The organism is Micromonospora sp. C51, from assembly GCF_018070435.1.
GTDB classification, from domain to species: domain Bacteria; phylum Actinomycetota; class Actinomycetes; order Mycobacteriales; family Micromonosporaceae; genus Micromonospora; species Micromonospora sediminimaris.
The window spans coordinates 34,978-55,433 of record NZ_JAGPXQ010000020.1; the positions used below are offsets into that span (position 1 = coordinate 34,978).

The 20,456-nt window shown below is 72.3% G+C and carries 21 protein-coding genes; 10 read left to right on the top strand and 11 right to left on the bottom strand.

Annotation, left to right across the window (positions count from 1 at the left end; all coding sequences use genetic code 11):
• Positions 1-234: 234 nt before the first annotated feature.
• Together KBX50_RS19765 and KBX50_RS19770 are read left to right on the top strand one after the other, a co-directional pair.
• The gene (locus KBX50_RS19765) at positions 235-468 is read left to right on the top strand and encodes an Lrp/AsnC ligand binding domain-containing protein (RefSeq protein WP_013284547.1); all 234 of its coding nucleotides are present in this window, start codon (positions 235-237) and stop codon (positions 466-468) included.
• Positions 469-1,089 carry a DUF3515 family protein gene (locus KBX50_RS19770; protein ID WP_210938719.1) on the top strand — a complete coding sequence of 207 codons (621 nt, stop codon included), beginning with the start codon at positions 469-471 and terminating at the stop codon, positions 1,087-1,089.
• A 28-nt stretch (positions 1,090-1,117) separates the two neighbouring features.
• Here KBX50_RS19770 and KBX50_RS19775 read toward each other — a convergent pair whose 3' ends face one another.
• Both KBX50_RS19775 and KBX50_RS19780 read right to left on the bottom strand, forming a co-directional pair.
• A complete protein-coding gene (locus KBX50_RS19775; RefSeq protein ID WP_210938721.1) occupies positions 1,118-2,224 on the bottom strand; it encodes a D-alanine--D-alanine ligase family protein in 1,107 nt (368 codons plus the stop codon).
• A gap of 149 nt (positions 2,225-2,373) precedes the next feature.
• The gene (locus KBX50_RS19780; protein WP_093401727.1) at positions 2,374-2,610 is read right to left on the bottom strand and encodes a hypothetical protein; all 237 of its coding nucleotides are present in this window, start codon (positions 2,608-2,610) and stop codon (positions 2,374-2,376) included.
• Between the two features lie 275 nt (positions 2,611-2,885).
• On the opposite strand from KBX50_RS19780, the gene KBX50_RS19785 reads away from it, so the two are divergent.
• On the top strand, positions 2,886-3,731 hold the full coding sequence (locus KBX50_RS19785; RefSeq protein WP_093401728.1) for a helix-turn-helix transcriptional regulator: 846 nt from the start codon (positions 2,886-2,888) through the stop codon (positions 3,729-3,731).
• A gap of 4 nt (positions 3,732-3,735) precedes the next feature.
• Positions 3,736-3,936 carry a DUF397 domain-containing protein gene (locus tag KBX50_RS19790; protein ID WP_210938723.1) on the top strand — a complete coding sequence of 67 codons (201 nt, stop codon included), beginning with the start codon at positions 3,736-3,738 and terminating at the stop codon, positions 3,934-3,936.
• Between the two features lie 74 nt (positions 3,937-4,010).
• On the opposite strand, the gene KBX50_RS19795 is transcribed toward KBX50_RS19790, so the two are convergent.
• The 5 genes from KBX50_RS19795 to KBX50_RS19815 all read right to left on the bottom strand — a co-directional run bounded on the left by KBX50_RS19795 (position 4,011) and on the right by KBX50_RS19815 (position 8,963).
• Positions 4,011-5,057, bottom strand: coding sequence for an ROK family protein (locus tag KBX50_RS19795; protein ID WP_307871018.1), 1,047 nt, complete (start codon positions 5,055-5,057; stop codon positions 4,011-4,013).
• Between the two features lie 37 nt (positions 5,058-5,094).
• On the bottom strand, positions 5,095-5,916 hold the full coding sequence (locus KBX50_RS19800; RefSeq protein ID WP_210938726.1) for a putative protein N(5)-glutamine methyltransferase: 822 nt from the start codon (positions 5,914-5,916) through the stop codon (positions 5,095-5,097).
• Complete coding sequence (locus tag KBX50_RS19805; protein ID WP_210938728.1) at positions 5,916-7,061, bottom strand: cystathionine gamma-lyase; 1,146 nt, start codon at positions 7,059-7,061, stop codon at positions 5,916-5,918. Before KBX50_RS19805 ends, KBX50_RS19800 begins: the two co-directional genes overlap by 1 nt.
• An 8-nt stretch (positions 7,062-7,069) precedes the next feature.
• The gene (locus tag KBX50_RS19810; protein ID WP_093401731.1) at positions 7,070-8,068 is read right to left on the bottom strand and encodes an NAD(P)H-dependent glycerol-3-phosphate dehydrogenase; all 999 of its coding nucleotides are present in this window, start codon (positions 8,066-8,068) and stop codon (positions 7,070-7,072) included.
• A gap of 157 nt (positions 8,069-8,225) precedes the next feature.
• A complete protein-coding gene (locus KBX50_RS19815) occupies positions 8,226-8,963 on the bottom strand; it encodes a 1-acyl-sn-glycerol-3-phosphate acyltransferase (protein ID WP_210938730.1) in 738 nt (245 codons plus the stop codon).
• A 129-nt stretch (positions 8,964-9,092) separates the two neighbouring features.
• On the opposite strand from KBX50_RS19815, the gene cofC reads away from it, so the two are divergent.
• Genes cofC through KBX50_RS19840 form a run of 5 tightly spaced genes read left to right on the top strand, consistent with a single transcriptional unit; the run spans position 9,093 to position 14,751 of the window.
• The gene (gene cofC / locus KBX50_RS19820) at positions 9,093-9,734 is read left to right on the top strand and encodes a 2-phospho-L-lactate guanylyltransferase (protein WP_210938732.1); all 642 of its coding nucleotides are present in this window, start codon (positions 9,093-9,095) and stop codon (positions 9,732-9,734) included.
• 49 nt (positions 9,735-9,783) lie between these two features.
• Entirely contained in the window at positions 9,784-9,981 is a 198-nt protein-coding gene (locus KBX50_RS19825) for a cold-shock protein (RefSeq protein WP_210938734.1), read from the top strand.
• A 53-nt stretch (positions 9,982-10,034) separates the two neighbouring features.
• Positions 10,035-12,329: an RNA degradosome polyphosphate kinase gene (locus KBX50_RS19830; protein WP_210938736.1), complete on the top strand. Its 2,295-nt coding sequence runs from the start codon at positions 10,035-10,037 to the stop codon at positions 12,327-12,329.
• Positions 12,330-12,352: 23 nt separating this feature from the next.
• Positions 12,353-13,885: a CYTH and CHAD domain-containing protein gene (locus KBX50_RS19835; RefSeq protein WP_210938738.1), complete on the top strand. Its 1,533-nt coding sequence runs from the start codon at positions 12,353-12,355 to the stop codon at positions 13,883-13,885.
• A complete protein-coding gene (locus tag KBX50_RS19840) occupies positions 13,873-14,751 on the top strand; it encodes an NUDIX hydrolase (RefSeq protein ID WP_210938739.1) in 879 nt (292 codons plus the stop codon). The genes KBX50_RS19835 and KBX50_RS19840 overlap by 13 nt, the downstream gene beginning before the upstream one ends.
• Positions 14,752-14,764: 13 nt before the next feature.
• Here the strand turns inward: KBX50_RS19840 and KBX50_RS19845 are convergent, their stop codons facing one another.
• The 4 genes from KBX50_RS19845 to leuC all read right to left on the bottom strand — a co-directional run bounded on the left by KBX50_RS19845 (position 14,765) and on the right by leuC (position 19,678).
• A complete protein-coding gene (locus KBX50_RS19845; RefSeq protein WP_210938741.1) occupies positions 14,765-16,702 on the bottom strand; it encodes an endonuclease/exonuclease/phosphatase family protein in 1,938 nt (645 codons plus the stop codon).
• 151 nt (positions 16,703-16,853) lie between these two features.
• On the bottom strand, positions 16,854-17,459 hold the full coding sequence (locus KBX50_RS19850) for an HU family DNA-binding protein (protein ID WP_210938743.1): 606 nt from the start codon (positions 17,457-17,459) through the stop codon (positions 16,854-16,856).
• Positions 17,460-17,632: 173 nt separating this feature from the next.
• Positions 17,633-18,220, bottom strand: coding sequence for a 3-isopropylmalate dehydratase small subunit (gene leuD, locus KBX50_RS19855; RefSeq protein ID WP_210938745.1), 588 nt, complete (start codon positions 18,218-18,220; stop codon positions 17,633-17,635).
• Between the two features lie 12 nt (positions 18,221-18,232).
• Positions 18,233-19,678, bottom strand: coding sequence for a 3-isopropylmalate dehydratase large subunit (gene leuC, locus KBX50_RS19860; RefSeq protein WP_210938747.1), 1,446 nt, complete (start codon positions 19,676-19,678; stop codon positions 18,233-18,235).
• 49 nt (positions 19,679-19,727) lie between these two features.
• On the opposite strand from leuC, the gene KBX50_RS19865 reads away from it, so the two are divergent.
• A complete protein-coding gene (locus tag KBX50_RS19865; protein ID WP_092373513.1) occupies positions 19,728-20,414 on the top strand; it encodes an IclR family transcriptional regulator in 687 nt (228 codons plus the stop codon).
• Positions 20,415-20,456 lie beyond the last annotated feature (42 nt).

Genomic DNA, 20,456 nt, shown 5'->3' on the forward strand with positions numbered 1-20,456 from the left:
GCCACCGTGAGGCACCACCGCCCTGAGCCTGATGGCTCGCTCGCTGCGCTCGCTCACGACGGCACTCCGCTGCGCTTCGTGCCACCGTGAGGCACCACCGCCCTGAGCCTGATGGCTCGCTCGCTGCGCTCGCTCACTGCTTCTCCTTGGCCACCGATCGGGGTCTGCCCTGGTCCGTAAGGTACTTTCTCCCTTCGGGCCGCCTGGCAGGCGGCGACGGAGGGAGGTCGAGTCGTGGTACAGGCGTACATCCTCATCCAGACAGAGGTCGGCCGGGCACGTGACGTGGCCGGTCTGATCGCTGATCTCGCTGGCGTGGTCCGCGTCGACGCGGTCACCGGGCCGTACGACGTAGTCGTGCTCACCGAGGCGAACACCGTCGACGAGCTCGGAAAACTCATTGTCAGCAAGGTGCAGATGGTGCCCGGCATCACCCGCACCCTCACGTGTTCGGTGGTGCGCCTGTAAGTGGACGAGCATGCTGAATCCCCCGTCGCCCAGGCTGACCGCCCGGGCGCTGAGGCACCCGACCGCAGCAACCGCGGTGCGGCGCTGATCGCCGCGGCGGTGGCGGTGCCGGTGGCCCTGCTGGTGGGTGCGCTCGCGCTGAACAACCTCTCGCCGGAGGAGCCGGCCGCCGCGCCGCAGCCGTCGGCGACCACGCCCGCTCCGGTCTCCACCGCGCCGGTCGAGATGGCCGCCCCTCAGCTTGGCGAGCGCCCGACCGTCGTCTGCCGCGCCCTGCTGTCCCAACTGCCCGACTCGATCCGCGACCTGCCGCAGCGGCCGGTGAGCGCCGGGCCGGAGCAGAACGCCGCGTACGGCGACCCGGCGCTCACTGTCGCCTGCGGTGGCGATGAGCCGGAGGTGAAGCCCGACGACCACCTCTACCTGGTCAACTCGGTCTGCTGGTACGCGGTGGAGGGGCCCGACGTGACGGAGCTGACCACCGTCGACCGGGAGACCGCGGTGACCCTGCGGGTGCCGCACTTCTACGGCGAGGCGTTGCAGTGGGCCTCCCCGGTCTCCGGCACCATCGTCGAGTCGATCCGGTCGTCCGGCACGGCACCGTCCGGCTGCACCTCCTGACCCAGCGGATCAGAGCCGGGGCGGAGGCTCAGTGCTGCCCCGGCCCCCTGGTCAACGCGGTGCGGATGAGCCGGTCGACAAGCTTCGGGTACTCCAGGCCGGCCGCCGCCCACATCCGGGGGAACATCGACGTCGGCGTGAAGCCGGGCATCGTGTTGATCTCGTTGAGGTAGACGTCGAGGTCGGGCGTGACGAAGAAGTCGACACGGGCCAGGCCGGCGCAGTCCAGCGCGGTGAAGGCGCGTACGGCGTAGTCGCGCACCTGCCGGGTGACCCGCTCCGGCAGGTCGGCCGGGATGTCGTACTCGCAGGCGGACTCCGCGTCGATGTACTTGGCCTCGAAGTCGTAGAAGTCGTAGTCGCCGACCACCCGGACCTCGGCCAGCACGGACGCCTCCGGCGCGCCGCCGGCCTCGCCCTCCAGCACGCCGCACTCGATCTCCCGGCCGACGATGGCGCCCTCGACCAGCACCTTGCTGTCGATCTCCCGGGCGGTGGCGAGGGCCGTGTCCAGGTCGGCCCAGTCGTTGACCTTGGTGATGCCGAAGGACGAGCCGGCCCGGGAGGGCTTGACGAAGACCGGCAGGCCCAGCCGCTGCTTGTCCGCCTCGCTCAGCGTGGTTCCGCTGCGCAGCACCGCGTACGGGCCGACCGGAATGCCCTCGGCGGCGCAGAGCTTCTTGGTGAACTCCTTGTCCATCGCGGCGGCCGAGGCGAAGACCTTCGCCCCGACGTACGGGATGCCGGCCATCTCCAGCATGCCCTGGATGGTGCCGTCCTCACCGTAGGCGCCGTGCAGCACGGGGAAGACCACGTCCACGTCGGCGAGCGCCCGGGGCCCTTCGGTCGGGTCGAGCACGAGCAGCCCGCCGCCGGTGGGGTCGGTGCGCAGCACGATGTCCGTGCCGGACTCCGCGGTGATCTCCGGCAGCCGACGGGCGTTGATCGCCAACTGACCGGGGTCGCCGTTGGTGAGCACCCACTGGCCGGCCCGGGTGATACCGACCGGCACCACCTCGAACTCGTCCGGATCCAGCGCGCCGAGCACACTGCCGGCGCTGACGCACGAGATGCCATGTTCCGGGCTGCGGCCGCCGAAGACGATCGCCACGCGGGTCTTGCCTGGGGTGGTCACTGTGATCACCTTTCCGGGACGCACTGCTGGCGCTCTCCCGGATGACCTTACTGTGCGTGGCGGACGGGGGTAGCCGATACCCTGCGGGAACGCAACACGGCCGCAAACGGTCAACTAGCCATATACGGAACGTAATCGTGCGGTCGGGGTCAGCCGGCCAGCTCACGCTCGCCGTACGCGTGCCGGCGGCCGATGGCGAGCACCTTGACCCGCTGCCGGCCGGCCCGCACCATGCCGAGCGCCATGAAGGCGCCGGCGATCCGGTCGGCGGCCTCGCGACTGTTCGCGCCGACCACCTGGCGGCGTCGCTCCGGGGCCAGCCGCTCGTTCCGACCATCCACCTCGTACGGGCGGACGTCGGTCAGCACCACCAGGAAACGTGTCATCGCCGGCCGTCCCGGCGCTCGCCGAAAACCCGCTGACCAGTCTGCACGTCGATGCCCTTCCGGTAGCCGACCTCCTGGCGTGGCACGCGACGGTCGGGTACGGGGGAAAACCCGACCGCCGCGCGCCTCATCCCCTCCGGTCGCTCACCACCACCGTCGCCACGACAACCGGCGGTGAGGACGCGCTAACAGATTGACAGCTCCATGGGCATGAATGCAACTCTCACTGGCGTTCTCTCATGTACAGCTTCCCAAATACGTGCGACCATCTATACATGGCTCCGAAGACCGCACGTGCCCGTCGATTGGGCATCGCCCTGCGCCACCATCGGGAGGCCGCCGGCCTCACCCTGGAGACCGCGGCCGACGAGATCAACAGCACCCGCAGCACGCTCTCCCGCTACGAGAACGCGCAGACCCTGGTCAACCCGGCCACCGTGCGCGCGTTGCTCACCCTCTACGGAGTCGGCGCGGACGAGGTCGCGGCCGCCGTCCAGCTCGCCAAGGACGCGCGCAAGCCAGGCTGGTGGGTGTCCTACTCGTACCTGCTCGACCGGCGCACCATCGACTTCATAGCGCTGGAGGCTGAGGCCGTCGCCATCGCGAACTTCGAGCCGTCGGTGGTGCCTGGGCTGTTGCAGACCGCCGACTACATCCGCGGCGTGATGCGGGGCGGGCCACACACCCTCAGCGACAACGACGTCGAGGAGCGGGTGCGCATGCGGCTGGACCGGCAACAGCGGATCTTCGAGGAGGACCCGCCGATCTTCGACGCGATTCTCGACGAGGCCGCGCTGCTCCGTCCGGTGGGTGACGATTCCGCGCAACAGGGGCAGCTGAGCCACCTGCTCAAGATGAGCGAGCTACCGAACATCACCGTCCAGGTGATCCCACTGGTCGCCGGCTACCACCGGGGTACCCGTGGCTCCCTGCACATCCTCGAGTTCGCCGACCCGGAGGACCCGATCATCGCCTCCGTGGAGACGGTCGCCGGGCAGATGATCCTCGACCGTCCCGGCGACCTGCGTACCTGCACCAAGATCATGGAGCACCTGCGCACCGTCGCGCTCAGCCCGACGGACAGCCGCGAGGCAATCTTCAAACTCCTGAAGGGACGGTAATGCGATGACACCGACGACCAACGGCGCGGCGGCCGTGACGGGCTGGCGCAAGAGCAGCCACAGCGGTGACGAGGGCGCCTGCGTCGAGATGGCGGTCGTCCCCGGCACGGTCGCCGTACGCGACTCCAAGGACCCGCACGGCCCGCTGCTGATCTTCCGGCCGTCGGCGTGGACCGCCTTCGCCCAGGCTCCGCCGACCCGCTGAGCCGCGGAGGGACCACACCCCAGAGCCGCTGACCGGGCCGGTAAGGGCACCGCCGGCCCGGTCAGCCCCTCCGCCTAGTCGCCGACCAGCGGTGGCGGCGACGGCAGCGCACGGAACGCCTCCAGCGCCGCCAGCGCCACGCCCCGCGCACCAGCCATGTCGCGGTCCGGCACCAGTGCGAAGGTGGCCAGGGCAGCCTGTTCCGCCCGGAGCAGGGTGTGCTCGCGCACGGCGGCCAGGAACCAGTCGCGGAACGCCGCGTCCGTCTCCACCACCCCACCACCGACGAAGTAGGCGTGCGGATCGGTGAAGTTCGACGCGATGGTGAACAGCGCGCCCAGTGCCCTCGCCTGCTGGGCGAAGACTTCCCGGGCCAGTTCGTCGCCCCGCTCGCCGTAGCCGCGTACCAGCTTCGCCGCGCGCTCCGGCGACTCACCGATCAGCGGATGCCCCGGAAAGCGGGTCAACCAGTACGGCAACAGGTTGTGCTCGATCGCGGTCAACGACACGACGCTCTCGACGTCACCGGCGAAGCCGCAGGCGCAGATCGGCACCGGTTGACCCGGTGCCAACACGGTGGTCAACGGAATCTGCACATGTCCCAGCTCGCCGGCCATTCCCGCCGCGCCGGAGATCACCCGGCCGTGCTCGACCAGGCCGCCACCCAGTCCGGTGCCGACGATCGCCGACACCGACGAGCACCGCATCGCGTCGGCCCCGAAGTGGACGTGATGGGCGTAGAGCGCAGCGGCATTGCCGTCGTTGTGGTAGATCACCGGTAGCCCAAGCCGACGTTCGAGGGCGCCCCGCACGTCATAGCCGCGCCAGGCCGGCTGGGAGAAGTTCGTGGAGCCCTTCGACGAGATGACGCCGCTGGCACTGGCCGGACCGGGCGTGTCCAGACCGACCGCACCGACCTGTTCGCGGGGCACCCCGGTGAGGGCCAGCACGCCGTCGAAGGCGTCCGCCATCGCCGCCACCGCCGCCTCCGGGCCCTCCTGCACCCGGCTCGGCGTCTCCACCAGGCGGTCGACCAGGAATCGTCCGTCGAGCGTGAGCACGGTGGCGTTGTTGGTCGTGCCACCGTTGTCGATCCCGACGACCACCGTTGCGCTGTCCACCCGAGTTCCGCCTCCCGCCGTCACACCTGACGTGAGGCTAGTTCTCGTACCGCCCGCCCGCCACGTCGTCCGGGTATCGACCCAGCATCGCGATGGCGTCGGAGGCTTCGTCGCGTACCACCGACGGCACCAGTCCGACCTCGGTCAGCACCGCCCGGAACCGGTCCACCTGCCCCTGGCCGACCTCCACCACCAGATGCCCGCCGGGCGCGAGCCAGTCCGGCGCGGCAGCGGCCAGCCGGCGCAGCACGGCCAGCCCGTCGGGCCCACCGTCGAGCGCCGCGGCGGATTCGTACCGGCGCGCCTCCGGAGGCAGCAGCGCCATCGCCGCCGTCGGCACGTACGGGGCGTTGGCCACCACCAGGTCGAGGCGACCGCGCCAGGCCGCCGGTAGTGGATCGAAGAGGTCACCGGCGAAGACCGGCGCCCCCACGGCGGTCAGGTTCCGCCGGGCGCAGGCCACCGCCGCCGGATCCACGTCGACCGCGGCCAGCAGCCGGGGCGCGACGAGCCGACGCGCCAGCACCCGGCTGATCGCACCGGAGCCACAACACAGCTCCACCACGGTCGCGGCCGGTCCGGTCACCCGGGCCGCCGCCGAGACCAGCAGGGCGGTACGCGCCCGGGGCACGAAGACGCCCGGGTCGACGTCGATCCGTTCACCGCAGAACTCCGCCCAGCCCAGCAGGTACTCCAGCGGCTCACCGGCGACCCGCCGGTCGACCAGCCCCGCCAGCCTCTGCGGGCCGCCGCCCGCCGCCACCAGCAGGCGAGCCTCCTCCTCGGCCCACACGCAACCGGCCTGCCGCAACCGGGCGACCAGGGCTTCGTACGCGGCCGGGGAGACCGGTGCGCCCATCAGGCGGCTGCCTCCAGCGCGGCCGTGACATCGGCGACCAGGTCGGCGGTGTCCTCCACCCCGCAGGAAAGCCGGACGAAACCGGGCTCGGTGTCGTCGCCCCACTGTGCCCGCCTGTCCGCCGTGGTGTGCAGGCCGCCAAAAGAGGTCGCTGCGGCGACCAGCCGGGCCGCGTCGAGGAAGCGGGCGACCCGGTGGGCGCTGCCGAGATCGAAAGAGAGCACGCCCGGCATCCGGCGCAGTTGCCGCGTCGCCACCGGATACGCCGGGTCCTCCGGCAGGCCCGGCCAGCGCAGGCCGGAGACGTTGACGCGGTCGGCCAGCAGCCGGGCCAGCGCCGCCGCGTTCGCCGTCTGCCGGGCCAGGCGCAGATCGAGGGTGGCCAACGACCGGTGGGCCAGCCAGGCGTCGAACGCGCCGGGCACCGAACCGGTCGCGGTACGCCAGGCGGTGACCGTCGACAGCAGCTCCGCCGACCGGGTGGCGACATAGCCGAGCAACAGATCGGAGTGCCCGGTCAACGCCTTGGTGCCGGAGGCCACGACCACGTCGGCACCGAGGTCCAGCGGCCGCTGCCCGAGCGGGGTCGCGGTGGTGTTGTCCACCGCCAGCAACGCACCGGCGGCGTGCGCCTGCTCGGCCAGCGCCGGCAGGTCCACGACGTCGAGCCCCGGGTTGGCCGGCGTCTCCACCAGCACCAGCCGTACCCCGTCGAGGTCCGGGTACGGCCCGACGGTCGGCGCGAACAGCACCCGTACGCCGTTGCCGGCAAGGGTGTCGGTGGCGAACGCGCGCACCGGGAAGTACCCGTCGGCGGGCAGCACCACCACGTCGCCGGCCCGCAGCACCGCCAGCAGCAACCCGGTTATCGCCGCCTGCCCGCTGGCGAAGACCCGGCAGTCGCCGCCCTCAAGCTCACCCACCGCGGCCTCCAGCAGCCGCCGGGTCGGATTGTCCGGACGCCCGTACCCGTTCGGCGACGCCGCCGGCCCCTGCCGGGGGTCGAGATGGTACGGCGCGGCGAACACCGGCCCGGGCAGGAACGGCGTGCCGGGGGTGGGCTCGGGCAGGCCGGCGTGCACGCATCGGGTGCCGTCCCCCGGCGACGGGTGGTCATACGGCTGCGGGGCGTCACGCTCGCTCATGGTGCTGCTCACTCCGGCTTCGTGGTACGGCTCATCAGGGCCTGGACCGCCAGTCGCGGGTCCACCCCCTCGTGGCAGACCAACTCGACCTGCTCGGTGATCGGCATCTCCACCCCGTGCGCGCGGGCCAGATCCCGGATCGCCAGCGCACTCTTGACCCCCTCGGCGGTCTGCCGGGTGGCCACCCGCGCCTCCTCCAGGCTGGCACCCCGACCGAGGTGCTCGCCGAAGGTGCGGTTGCGGGCCGACGGCGACGAGCAGGAGGCCACCAGATCACCCATCCCGGCGAGACCCGCGAAGGTGAGCGGATCCGCGCCGAGGGCCACCCCGAGCCGGGCTGTCTCGGCCAGCCCACGGGTGACCAGCATCGCCCGGGTGTTGTGCCCGAAACCCATCGCGGTGGCGATCCCGTACGCCAGCGCGATCACGTTCTTGACCGCCCCGCCCAGCTCGCAGCCGATCACGTCGTCGTTGGTGTACGGGCGGAAGTAGGGCGTGGTGATCGACCGCTGCACCAGGGTGGCCCGGTCGGAATCGGTGCAGGCGACCACGGTGGCGGCGGGTTGCTCCGCGGCGATCTCCGGCGCCAGGTTGGGGCCGGAGACCACCACCACCCGGTCGGCCGCGACCTCGGCGGTCTCGACGATCACTTCGCTCATCCGCTTGGTGGTGCCGAGCTCGATGCCCTTCATCAGCGACACCAGGGTGGCCTCGGGGTGCAGGTGCTCCACCCACTCGGCGAGGTTGCCACGTAGGGTCTGCGACGGCACCGCGAGCACCACCATCTCAGCGCCCTTGATCGCCTCAACGGGGTCGCCGGTTCCGGTGACCCGCTCCGGCAGCACCACCCCGGGCAGGTACTCCGGGTTGCGCCGCTCCGCGCGGATCACGTCGGCGATCGACTGTCGCCGCGCCCAGAGCGTCACCTCCCGGCCGGCGTCGGCGAGGATCTTCGCGAACGCCGTACCCCAGGATCCCGCCCCCAGCACCGCCACCTGCCCACTCACGCCGCCGCCTCCCTGCGGTCGGCATCGTCGTGAGGCACCACCGCACCGCACCGATGATTCACTCGCTGACGCTCGCTCATGCCGGCACTCCGCTGACGCTCCATGCCGTCATGAGGCACCAACGCACCGCACCGATGATTCACTCGCTGACGCTCGCTCATGCTGCCGCCTCCGGACGCTGGCGGTCGGGCTGCGGGCGGGTGGTGCGCTGCCACAGCGGCGGTGGTGTCCCGCCCCGGATGTCGGCGAGCATGTCCCGCAGGCGCAGCATGATCACGTCGGTCATCTCCTCCAGCACCTGGCGGCTCGGGGCGGCGCCGGCCCAGCGGCTCAGGTCGATCGGTGGCCCGGCGACCACGGTCACCGGAATCCGGGGGCGCAGGTTGATCCGGGCCCGCCGCGGATCGAAGATCCGCTCCGGTCCCCACATCGCCAGCGGCACCACCGGGGCGCCGGTGGCCAGCGCCAGCCGGGCCGCGCCGGTCTTGCCCTTCATCGGCCACAGGTCCGGTTCCCGGCTGGTGGTGCCCTCCGGGTAGATGATCACGGCTCCGCCCGCGTCGAGCGCCTTGACCAGGGCGTCCAGCGACTTCACCGCGTCGACCGAGCCCCGCTCGACCGGAATCTGCTTACACCGGTGCAGGATCCAGCCGATCACCGGCACCTTGAACACGCTCGCCTTGCCGAGGAACTGCGGCCACCGCCCGGCGTCGTAGACGAAGTGCGCCGAGACCAGCGGGTCGGCGTGCGAGATGTGGTTCGGCACGATGATCACGGGACCGTCCTGGTCCAGGTGCTCCATGCCCCGCCAGGTACGCCGGGTCCAGACGGTCATCACCGGCTTCACCAGCACCACGGCGAACCATTGCCAGAATCCCAGCCTCCGCCGACCCACCGTGCCTCCTCGTGCCCGCCCCGACCCGCCCACCGGAGAAGCCCGGTGAGGTCCGCAGCCGAAATCATGCCTGCTCGCCCCGGGTACGGCCAGTGAGGGTACCGCCGCCCGGCTGGCAGGATGGCAGGTGTGACACAGCCCTGGACGGTGGTGGTGCCGGTCAAACGCCTGGCAGCCGCGAAGACCCGGCTGCGTGGCGGGCTGCCGGGCGTACCCCATCAGGATCTGGCCCTGGCGCTGGCCGCCGACACGCTGGCCGCGGTGCGGGCCTGCCCGGGGGTGGCCGAGATAGTGGTGGTCACCGATGACGCCCAGGTCACCGGCACGGCCCGGTCCAGTGGTGCCCGGGTACTGCCGGACGTCGCGGACGCCGGGCTCAACGCCGCGTTCCGGCACGGCGTGGCGGACGTCGCCGGCTGGGTGGCCGGGCTCACCGCCGATCTGCCCGCCCTGCGGCCGGCCGAGCTGGCGGCGGCGCTGCACGCGGCGCTGACCGGTCCGCCGGGGATACGCCGGTTCGTGGCCGACACGCCGGGCACCGGCACCGTGCTGCTGGCCGCCCCGCCGGGCGTACCCCTGGATCCGCGCTTCGGAGCCGGCTCGGCCGCCGCGCACGCGGCCAGCGGCGCCCGCCCGCTCACCGGCGACTGGCCGAGCCTGCGGCGCGACGTGGACACCGCCGACGACCTGGCCGCCGCGGCGCGGCTCGGGCTGGGTTCGCGCACCGCGGCGCTGACCGTCGGCTGTTTCACCGAATCCTTCTCGACCTGACGGCGCGGGCGTTCACGCACCGCGCCCCACGGTTCGGTACGGTGCTGGCATGCAGGGCACGGTGGCGACCTTCGACGCGGCGAGCCGCAGCGGGCTGCTGCTGCTGGACGACGGCACCGAGCTGCCCTTCCCGGCCCGGGCGTTCGACGCCTCCGGGCTGCGCCTGCTCCGCCTCGGCCAGCGGGTCCGCGTGGAGACCGACGCCGCCGGCGACGTCGTACGCGTGACACTGCCGACGATGTCCTGACAACCCGCCGCAAGTTCATTTTGCGTTAACCGAGTTCGGGTGATTATGGGCGGGTGAGCACCCCTCGCGAACGCCACCCCAGCCCCGCCGCCACCGACGACACCACCAGCCGCAACGGAGGTCGCCCCCGGGGGACCGACGGGCGGTTCCAGAGCACCCGCCCGATCCCCGACGACGCCCCGGCCAACGACCCGGCGGCGGCCTCCGCCGGGCTGGAGGAGGTGCTGGATCCGGTCTCGGAACCGGGCCTGCCGCAGCCCGCCGACGACCCGACGCCGGCCCATCCGCTGCCGGAAGACCGGTTCCTCAACCGGGAGCTGTCCTGGCTCGACTTCAACGCCCGGGTGCTCGCCCTGGCCGAGGACCAGAACAACCCGTTGCTGGAGCGGGCCAAGTTCCTGGCCATCTTCGCCAGCAACCTCGACGAGTTCTACATGGTGCGGGTGGCCGGGCTGCAACGCCGGCTCTCCGCCGGCCTACCGGTACGGGGCGGCGACGGGCTGCCCCTGCGTACCCAACTCGCGCTGATCTCCGAGAAGGCCGCCGCGCTGGTGGCCCGGCAGGCCGCCTGTTACGTCGACGACCTGGTGCCGAAGCTCGCCGCCGAGGACATCCGGGTGCTGCGCTGGTCCGACCTCGGCGATGCCGAGCGGGAACGGCTGCGCACCTACTTCCGGGAGAAGATCTTCCCGGTGCTCACCCCGCTGGCGGTCGACCCGGCCCACCCGTTCCCGTACATCTCGGGCCGATCGCTCAACCTGGCTGTCGCGGTACGCGATCCGGACGGCGGGCCGGAGCTGTTCGCCCGGGTGAAGGTGCCCAACAACGTGCCCCGGTTCGTCCGGGTCGACCGGGACCATGCCGGGGTCCGCATGCTGCCGGTGGAAGATCTCATCTCGGTGCACCTAGGTCAGCTCTTCTCCGGCATGCAGGTGGTCGAGTGCCACCTGTTCCGGGTCACCCGCAACGCCGAGGTCGAGGTCGACGAGGACCGGGACGAGGATCTGCTCCAGGCGCTGGAGCGGGAACTGGCCCGGCGCCGCTTCGGCCCGCCGGTACGGTTGGAGGTGGCCGCCTCGATCTCCGACCACATGCTGGAACTGCTCGTCCGGGAACTGGACATGGATACCCAGGACGTGCTGCGGGTCCGGGGCCTGCTGGATCTCTCCGCGCTGTGGCAGCTGTACGGCGAGGCCGACCGGCCCGATCTGAAGGACCCGCCGTTCGTCCCGGCCACCCATCCGCGGCTCGCCGAGGGCGAGGTGCCGCGCAGCGTCTTCGCCACCCTGCGCGACGGCGACGTGCTGGTGCATCACCCGTACCACTCCTTCGCCACCAGCGTGCAACGCTTCATCGAGCAGGCCGCCGCCGACCCGAACGTGCTGGCCATCAAGCAGACGCTCTACCGCACCAGCGGTGACTCACCGATCGTGGACGCGCTTGTCGACGCCGCCGCCGCCGGCAAGCAGGTGGTGGTGCTCGTCGAGTTGAAGGCCCGCTTCGACGAGGTGGCGAACATCGGGTGGGCCCGGACCCTGGAACGGGCCGGCTGCCACGTGGTGTACGGCCTGGTCGGTCTCAAGACCCACTGCAAGACCGCCCTGGTGGTACGCCAGGAGGGCAACCAGATCCGCCGTTACTGCCACATCGGCACCGGCAACTACCATCCGAAGACCGCCCGGCTCTACGAGGACTTCGGCATGCTCACCGCCGACCCGGAGATCGGCGCCGACCTGACCGACCTGTTCAACGTGCTCACCGGGTACAGCCGGCAGACCGCGTACCGGCGGCTGCTGGTGGCACCGCAGGGCATCCGCAGCGGCCTGATCGAGCGGATCGAACGGGAGATCAACCACGTCCGGCTGGGCATGCCGGGGCTCGTCCAGTTCAAGGTCAACTCGCTGGTCGACGAGGAGATCACCGACGCGCTGTACCGGGCCTCCCAGGCCGGTGTGCACGTCGATCTGATCATCCGAGGGATGTGCACGTTGCGACCGGGAGTACCCGGGCTGTCGGAGAACATCCGGGTGCACTCGATCCTCGGCCGCTTCCTGGAACACTCGCGGGTCTTCCGCTTCGGCAACAACGGCGACGCGGAGTTCTGGATCGGCTCCGCCGACCTGATGCACCGCAACCTGGATCGACGGGTGGAGGCGCTGGTCCAGGTCACCGACCCGGTGGCCCGGGCCGAGCTGGACCATGTGCTCAGTGCCGCGATGAGCCCCGACGTGGACGCGTTCGAGCTGGCCGGCGACGGCACCTGGAGCCGCCGGGCGGGCCGGCCGGAGGCACCGCTGAGCCACCTTCAGCACCTGCTGCTGCGTCGCGTCGGCAGTACGGCCGGCTGACCGGATCGGAATAGGCTGAGCAGATGGTCGAGGAGGAACGGAAGTTCACGGTGAAGTCCGGGTGGCTGCTGCCCGACCTCTCCCCCGCCGTGCCGGCCTCGGGGAGCGTCCGGGCGCTGGCACCGGCGACCCTCGTCGCCACCTACCACGACACCGTGGATCTCCGGCTGGCCCGGGCGGGCGTCTCGCTGCGGTACCGCGAGGGTGACGAGGTGCCGTGGACGGTGAAGTTGCCGACCGGCAGCCCCGGCCTCCGCCACGAGATCTCCCGCCCAGGCGCCGTCGACGCGATGCCGACGGAACTGGTCGAGCTGGTCACGGTGTATCACCGGGGCGCCGCGCTGACCCCGGCGGCGGTGGTGCGCACCGTCCGGCACGCTCAGGAGATCGTCGACGAGACCGGCCGGGTGCTGGTCGAGGTGGTCGACGACCAGGTCACCGTGCTGGACGCCGAGGGTGCCACCACAAGTGCCTTCCGCGAGGTGGAGGTCGAGCGCAAGGCCGGTGACGGGGCACTGCTCGACCGGCTCACCGAGCTGCTGCGTGCTGCCGGCGCCCAGGGTGGCGACTTCACTCCCAAGCACGTACGCGCGCTCGGCCGGGCGGCCACCGCCGAACCGGACCTGGTGGCCCCGGACGAGTTGCCGGCCGATCCGAGTGCCGCGGCGGTGGTCACCGAGGCGGTACGCCGTGAGGTGGCTCGGCTGTTGGCACACGACCCGCTGGTCCGGCTGCGCGCACCGGTCGGCGACGACGACACCGCCGTGCACCAGATGCGGGTGGCCTGCCGGCGGTTACGCAGTGACCTGAAGACCTTCGGCCCGCTGGTCCGCCCCGCGTGGGCCCGGCCGCTGCGTACCGAGTTGAAGTGGCTGGCGGATGCCCTGGGGCCGGCCCGGGACACGGAGGTGCTGCGGGAGCGGTTGCGTCGCACCGCCGCCGCCGACCCGGTCAGCCCGGTGGACCCGGCGGCAGTCGACCGGCTGGACGCCGTGCTCGCCGGTTGGCAGGAGGAGGCGCTGACCGGGGTCGACGAGGCGCTGCGCTCGCCCCGGTACCTCGCCCTGGTCGACGCGCTGGTGTTGGCCGCCCGGGCGCCACGACTCACGCCCCGGTCGGACGCACCGGCCCGGCGGGTGCTGCCTCGAATCGTGGCCCGTCCGTGGCGGCGGCTGGCCGGCACGACGAAGAAGCCCGGCGGCGTCACGATGTTGCATCCGACCGGGCCCGACGAGCAGTGGCACACCGTGCGCAAACAGGGCAAGCAGGCCCGTTCGGCGGTGACGGCGGTGGCGCCGGTGCTCGGCGGCGACGCGGCGAAGTTGGCCCGGGCGCTGGCGAAGGTGCAGAACCTGCTCGGTGAGCACCAGGACGCAGCGGTGGCCGCCGAGACCTGGCGGGCGGTGGCCGAGACTCGGCCCGCCGACCATCAGTTGGCGGTGGCCGCGGGACGGCTGTTGGAACGCGAGCGGGCAGCCGTGCGGCGGGCACGCGCCGACTTCCCGTACGCCTGGCGGCGAGCCAGCCGGCGACGCCGGACCCGGTGGCTGGCGTGACCGCGATCCGGGCGGCCGGCGGCGTGGTGTGGCGACCGGCGGCGGTCGACCGTGTCGAGGTGTGCCTGGTGCACCGGCCCCGGTACGGGGACTGGACGCTGCCGAAGGGCAAGTTGGAGCCGGGCGAGCATCCGTTGCTGGCCGCCGCCCGCGAGGTTGCCGAGGAGGCCGACGCGCAGGCCGCGCCGCAGCTACGGCTGCCTTCGGTGCGGTACCGCAGCGAAGGCCGACTCAAGGTGGTCGACTACTGGTCGATGCGGGCGGTGGGCACCGGCGGATTCCAGCCGGACACCGAGGTCGACGAGATCCGTTGGCTGACTGTGGACGACGCGATGACCCTGGTGAGCTATCCGCACGACGTGGAGGTGCTGGCCGCGTTCGCGGCGCTGCCGCCGGTCACCGCGGCCCTGGTGCTGGTGCGGCACGGCCACGCCGGCAAGCGGCTGGCCTGGCCCGGCCCGGACACCGGGCGACCGCTGGACGCCCGTGGCTGGTCCGAGGCGCACGCGTTGGCACCGCTGATCGGGCTGATCCGCCCGGCACGGCTGCTCTCCGCCTCGCCCCGCCGGTGCGTGCAGACCCTCGACCCGGCGGCCGCGTTGTTGGATCTGCCGATCGAGATCTGCGGTGACCTGGACGAGCCGAGCGCCGGCCAGCAGCCCGACGAGTGCGTGCTGGCCGCCGCCGCCCGCCTGGCGGCGCTGGGCGCCGCCGGGGAACCGGCGGCGGTGTGCAGTCAGGGCAAGGTGATTCCCGGCGCGCTGGAGCGGTTGGCCGGGCGGTGCGGCGACTGGACCACCGGCAAGGGCGGCGGTTGGCTGCTCGCCTTCACCGGTGACCGCCTCGTCGCCGCCGACCGCCTCTGACCGGCTGCCAATCTCAGCGGTCGGGCAGGGTGAGGGTGACGGCTACCGGCAGGTGGTCGCTGGCGGTGCTCGGCACCGCGACCGGGTCGGCGGCGGTCAGGTCGGGTGAGACGAAGACGTGGTCGATCTGCTCGTGCGGATCGTCCGCCGGGCTGGTCGGCAGCGGGCGGGCGGCGGCGAGCGCGTCGACCAGGCCGGCGCTGGTGAACGCGGTGAAGGCCGGATCGCCCGGCTCGGTGTTGAGGTCACCGGCGACCACCAGCGGCGCGCCGTCGGCGTACCCGGTGGCGAAGTCCGCGACGGCACGGGCCTGGACCACCGGGTCCGCACCGGGCGGCGGTTGCAGGTGGGTGCTCACCACGGCCAGGCGTACGCCGGCACTCAGGTCGACGGTGACGCCGAGCGCCTGCGCCCCGGTCGGCGCGCCCACCGCCGGCAGCGGACGGGTACGCGCCCGTTGCACCGGCCAGCGACTGAGCACCGCGTCCCCCCACAGCGGGTCGGCGGCGGGCGCGAAGACGTAGGGCATCCCCAGCCGGGCGGCGAGCAGGCCCAGCGTGTCGTGGCCACCGTTGAGCAGCCACCCCCGGTCGACCTCGCTGAGCACCACCACGTCGGCCCGACCGACCGCCCGGTCCAGGGCGGTGAGGTCGAGGCGGCCGTCGAGACCGAAGCCCATCCGGATGTTGTACGCCACCAGCCGCACCCGCTCCGGCGGCCCGCCCCGGTTGCTGGCTACCAGCCACGGTCCGTGCAGCCAGGCGGCGGCGAGGGCGACGACGGCGGCCAGCACCGCGAGCCGCCGCCGGGGAAGCCCTGGCGCGGGTTCCGCCGGCGGTGGCCGGTGCCCGCCGGACGTGGTCACGCCGCGCATCGCGACCACCCCGGTCAGGGCGGCCACCACGGCCGGTACCCACTCGTTGGGATAGCCGAGGTCGTAGGCGGCGTAGTACACCAGCGCGGCGATGGCGAAGACGAGCATCCCGCCCACCGCCGCGTAGGCCGGGCCGGTGCCGGTTCGGACGGCCCGCTGCGACGACGGTCCGTCAGCGGCCAGGCCGAGGCAGCCGCCCAGCCCCGCCGCGCTGACCAGGATGGCGAAGGTGAACAGCGTCGGCGGGCCGTAGCCGAACAGCAGGGCCCCGGCCAGCAGCAGCACCGGTGGCACCGCCCGCCACCGTCGGCGCACCGGAGTCAACGCACCGAGCAGGAACAGTGGTGCCGCGACACCCAGCGGTGCCAACGCGAACGGCGGCGGCGCGGCGGTGCCCGCCTCGCCGTACCAGTAGGACATGGCGCTGATCGCAACGGCGGGTGACAGCGCCACCATGCCGCCGAGCAGCAGCGCCGGCCCGACCAGCAGCCAGGCCCGGCGGGTCGGCGGGGCATGGTCGTCGACCGGCGGGCCGGCACCGTCCACCGGCAGCGTGACGCCGCGGCCGCGACCGAACGCCGTCTCGGTGGCCAGCAGCGCGGCCACCACCGCCACGCTGGCCACCCACGCCGGCCATCGCTCCCACCACACCAGGTCGTACGTGCCGAGCAGGGCGTGGCCCAGCGCGCTCGCGGTCAGCCCCAGCACCAGCCCGGGCAGCGGGTGCGCGACCCGGGCGGCGGTGGCGGCCAGCCAGACCAGACCGGCGAGCAGACCGGCGCTGGCCAGCCACAGTTGGGCGCGGCCACCCGGCGCGGCGGTGAGGGCGAGCCGGGCGGCACCGAGCACCAGCGCCGCCGTGATACCGACGGTGGCGGGGCCGACCCGCGCGACGAGGGCCGGCGCGGCGAGCGCCAGCACGAACCAGCCGACCGCGAACGCCCCGAGCAGCTCGGCCGGGGTCGACGCGGCCTGACCGAAGATGGTGATGACCGAGGGCAGGAAGACCCGCAGCACGTCGGTCAGGACGACGATTCCCAGGGCCAGGGCGGCGGTGCCGAGACGACGCTGGCTCAACGCGGTTCTCTTTCCGGCGAGGGGTGGTGCGGCGATTCTGCTGGCCGGGTCCCGGGCCGGTCAACGGTTCCCCACCGTGGCGGTGAACCGTCGGGGTGGACATGGCGAGGGCACCCACCGTGCCGGCGGGCGCCCTCGTCGTACGTCCGGCTCAGCGCCGGGTCGCAGCCTTCCTGGCCGGCGCCTTCTTCGCCGGTGCCTTCTTGGCCGCAGCGGTCTTCCGGGCCGCCGTCGCCTTGGTCGCCGCGGCGGTCTTCTTCGCCGGGGCGGCCTTCTTGGTGGCAGCCTTCTTCGCCGGAGCGGCCTTCGCGGTCGTCTTGGTCGCGGTGGTCTTCTTGGCCGCCGCGGTCTTGCTCGCCGTGGTCTTCTTGGCGGCGGTGCTCTTCGCCGCGGTCGTCTTCTTCGCCGCGGTCGCCTTGGCACCGGTGGTCTTGGCGGTGGCTCCGGCGGTCTTCTTCGCCGCAGCCGTGGCCTTCGGCACCTTGCCGCTGGCCACCATCTCCTTGAACCCGGCACCGGGGCGGAACGTCGGCACCGAGGTCTTCTTGACCTTCACCGCCTCCCCCGTACGCGGGTTGCGGGCTGTTCGCGCGCCCCGTACACGCTTCTCGAACGCTCCGAAACCGGTGATCGCCACTTTCTCGCCCTTGGTGACCGCCGCCTGGACCTCAGCGAGGACCGCGTCGAGCGCGGTCGTCGCCGTTTTCCGGTCCCCCAGGCGAACGGCGAGCGCCTCGATGAGCTCGGCCTTGTTCACGACTTCCTCCTGATTGTGCAACTGACTCGACGCGAGCCATTCTGCGCGCACGGTATGCCCTGTGCTGGCGGGACACAAACATTCGGCGGAAAAAAGCCCTTGTGTCGTAACGGATTCGCCCCCACCGGTGGCACCGGTGGGGGCGAAATCGGCTACGGATCGGGGCGTTCGGGCTACGCGACCCGGGGCAGGAAGGCCGGTCGGTCGGCCTCGAAGGCGCTGATCCGGTCCTCGTGGCGGAGGGTGAGTCCAATGTCGTCCAAGCCCTCCATCAGCCGCCACCGGCTGAAGTCGTCGAGCGGGAACGACCAGGTGGCGGTGTCGACCCGCACCTCACGCGCGGTCAGGTCGACGACGATCGGGGTGGTCGGATTCTCCTCGACCAGGCTCCAGATTTCTTCGACGGCTTTCAATTCGAGCTCGACCGGAAGCAGGCCTTCCTTCAGGGCGTTCCCGCGGAAGATGTCACCGAAGCGCGGCGAGATCACCACTCGGAAGCCGTAGTCACGCAACGCCCACACGGCGTGCTCCCGCGATGACCCGGTGCCGAACTCCGGGCCGGCCACTAGAATCGACGCTCCCGAATAAGCTTGATCGTTGAGCACGAATGCCGGATCCTCACGCCACGCGCTGAACAGCCCGTCGGCGAATCCGGTCCGGGTCACCCGCTTGAGGTACACGGCGGGGATGATCTGATCAGTGTCCACGTCGGACCGCCGGAGCGGCAGGGCGGTGCCGGTGTGCACGGTGAACTTGTCCATGTCGCAGCCCTTCTACAGGTCGGCGGGAGCGGCCAGCCGGCCGACGACGGCGGTGGCAGCGGCCACCGGCGGGCTGACCAGGTGGGTACGCCCACCCCGGCCCTGGCGGCCCTCGAAGTTGCGGTTGGAGGTCGAGGCGGCGCGCTGCCCCGGCGAGAGCGTGTCCGGGTTCATGCCCAGACACATGGAGCAGCCGGCGAAGCGCCATTCGGCACCGGCGTCGCTGAAGACCTTGTCCAGCCCCTCCGCCTCGGCGGCCTCCCGTACCGCGGCCGAGCCGGGTACCACCAGCATGCGTACCCCGTCGGCCACCCGGTGGCCGCGCAGCACGTCGGCGGCGGCCCGGAGATCCTCCAGGCGCCCGTTGGTGCACGAACCAACGAAGACCACGTCGACGGGGAGGTCCCGCAGCGCGGTGCCGGGGCGCAGGTCCATGTACGCCAGGGCGCGACGGGCGGCGGCCCGCTCCGGCTCGGTGACGAACTCCTCCGGATCCGGCACGACCGCGCCCAGCGGTGCGCCCTGCCCGGGGTTGGTGCCCCAGGTGACGAACGGCGTGATCTCGGCGGCGTCCAGCGTCACCTCCGAGTCGAAGGTCGCGCCCTCGTCGGTGGGCAGCGTCCGCCAGTACTCCAGCGCCGCGTCCCAGTCGGCGCCGCTGGGTGCGTTGGGCCGCCCCTTCAGGTACGCGAAGGTGGTCTCGTCCGGCGCGATCATGCCGGCCTTGGCACCCCACTCGATGGACATGTTGGCGATGGTCATCCGCCCTTCCATGGACAGGGCCCGGATCGCCTCGCCCCGGTACTCCACGATGTGCCCGCGCCCGCCGCCGGTGCCGACCTTGGCGATCAGGGCGAGCACCAGGTCCTTGGCGGTGACCCCGGGGCCGAGCTGACCGTCGACGGTGACGGCCATCGTCTTCGGTCGGGCCTGCGGCAGCGTCTGGGTGGCCAGCACGTGCTCGACCTCGCTGGTGCCGATGCCGAACGCCAGGGCACCGAACGCGCCGTGCGTGGCAGTGTGCGAGTCGCCGCAGACGATGGTCATGCCGGGCTGGGTGAGGCCGAGCTGCGGGCCGATGACGTGCACGATGCCCTGGTTGGCGTCACCGAGCGGGTGCAGCCGTACGCCGAACTCGGCGCAGTTGCGCCGCAGCGTCTCGATCTGGGTGCGGGAGGTGGGGTCGGCGATGGTGAGCAGGTCGCCACGGCGCTGCTGGAACGAGGGATCGGCGTACCCGGTCGGGGTGTTGTGATCCTCGGTGGCCAGCGTGAGGTCGGTACGCCGCACCCGGCGGCCGGCCATGCGCAGACCGTCGAACGCCTGCGGGCTGGTCACCTCGTGCAGCAGGTGCAGGTCGATGAAGAGCAGATCGGGCTCACCATCGGCGGACCGGACGACGTGTGCGTCCCAGACCTTCTCGGCCAGGGTCCTCGGCTCAGGAGTGACTCCCACCATCTGGACATCCTAAATTCTGGGAGGTAAATTTCGGCTTGTGGGACACAGTATGAGCGGTGTCGGCGTTCTCGACAAGGCGGTGGTCATCCTGGCCGCCTGTGTCGACGGCGCCAGCCTGGCCGAACTCGTTGAACGCACCAAGCTGCCCCGAGCCACCGCGCACCGGTTGGCCCAGGCGCTGGAGATCCACCGGATGCTGGTCCGGGACACCCAGGGTCGCTGGCGTCCCGGTCCACGCCTGGGTGAGCTGGCCAACGCGGCGCCGGATGTGCTGCTGACCGCGGCCGAGCCACTCCTGGCCGCCCTGCGGGACGCCACCGGCGAGAGCGCCCAGCTCTACCTGCGCCGAGCGGACGAGCGCATCTGCGTGGCCGCCGCCGAGCGGGCCAGTGGGCTACGCGACACGGTGCCGGTCGGCTCGGTGCTGCCGATGATCGCCGGATCGGCGGCGCAGATCCTGCTCGCCTGGGAGCCGCCCGAGGCGGTGATGCCGCTGCTGCCCCGGTCGAAGTTCACCGGCCGCACCCTCGCCGAGGTACGCCGCCGAGGCTGGGCGCAGAGCGTCGCCGAACGCGAGGCCGGTGTGGCGAGCGTCTCAGCCCCGATCCGCGACCGCACCGGCCGGGTGATCGCCGCCATCAGCATCTCCGGCCCGATCGAGCGCCTGGGCCGCCGCCCCGGCGAACGCCACGCCATGGCCGTGGTCCGGGCCGGCCAACGCCTCTCCGGCCTCTGACCCCACCCGACCGACCCCGTTGATCAAGAAGTTTTGGTCGCC

Excerpts from the sequence above, each read along its gene's own strand:
- KBX50_RS19790 (WP_210938723.1), top strand. The coding sequence starts at position 3,736 with ATGACACCGACGACCAACGGCGCGGCGGCCGTGACGGGCTGGCGCAAG.
- KBX50_RS19835 (WP_210938738.1), top strand. The coding sequence starts at position 12,353 with ATGGTCGAGGAGGAACGGAAGTTCACGGTGAAGTCCGGGTGGCTGCTG.
- KBX50_RS19825 (WP_210938734.1), top strand. The coding sequence starts at position 9,784 with ATGCAGGGCACGGTGGCGACCTTCGACGCGGCGAGCCGCAGCGGGCTG.
- KBX50_RS19800 (WP_210938726.1), bottom strand. The coding sequence starts at position 5,916 with ATGGGCGCACCGGTCTCCCCGGCCGCGTACGAAGCCCTGGTCGCCCGG.
- KBX50_RS19865 (WP_092373513.1), top strand. The coding sequence starts at position 19,728 with ATGAGCGGTGTCGGCGTTCTCGACAAGGCGGTGGTCATCCTGGCCGCC.
- KBX50_RS19805 (WP_210938728.1), bottom strand. The coding sequence starts at position 7,061 with ATGAGCGAGCGTGACGCCCCGCAGCCGTATGACCACCCGTCGCCGGGG.
- leuC (WP_210938747.1), bottom strand. The coding sequence starts at position 19,678 with ATGGTGGGAGTCACTCCTGAGCCGAGGACCCTGGCCGAGAAGGTCTGG.
- KBX50_RS19780 (WP_093401727.1), bottom strand. The coding sequence starts at position 2,610 with ATGACACGTTTCCTGGTGGTGCTGACCGACGTCCGCCCGTACGAGGTG.
- KBX50_RS19785 (WP_093401728.1), top strand. The coding sequence starts at position 2,886 with ATGGCTCCGAAGACCGCACGTGCCCGTCGATTGGGCATCGCCCTGCGC.
- leuD (WP_210938745.1), bottom strand. The coding sequence starts at position 18,220 with ATGGACAAGTTCACCGTGCACACCGGCACCGCCCTGCCGCTCCGGCGG.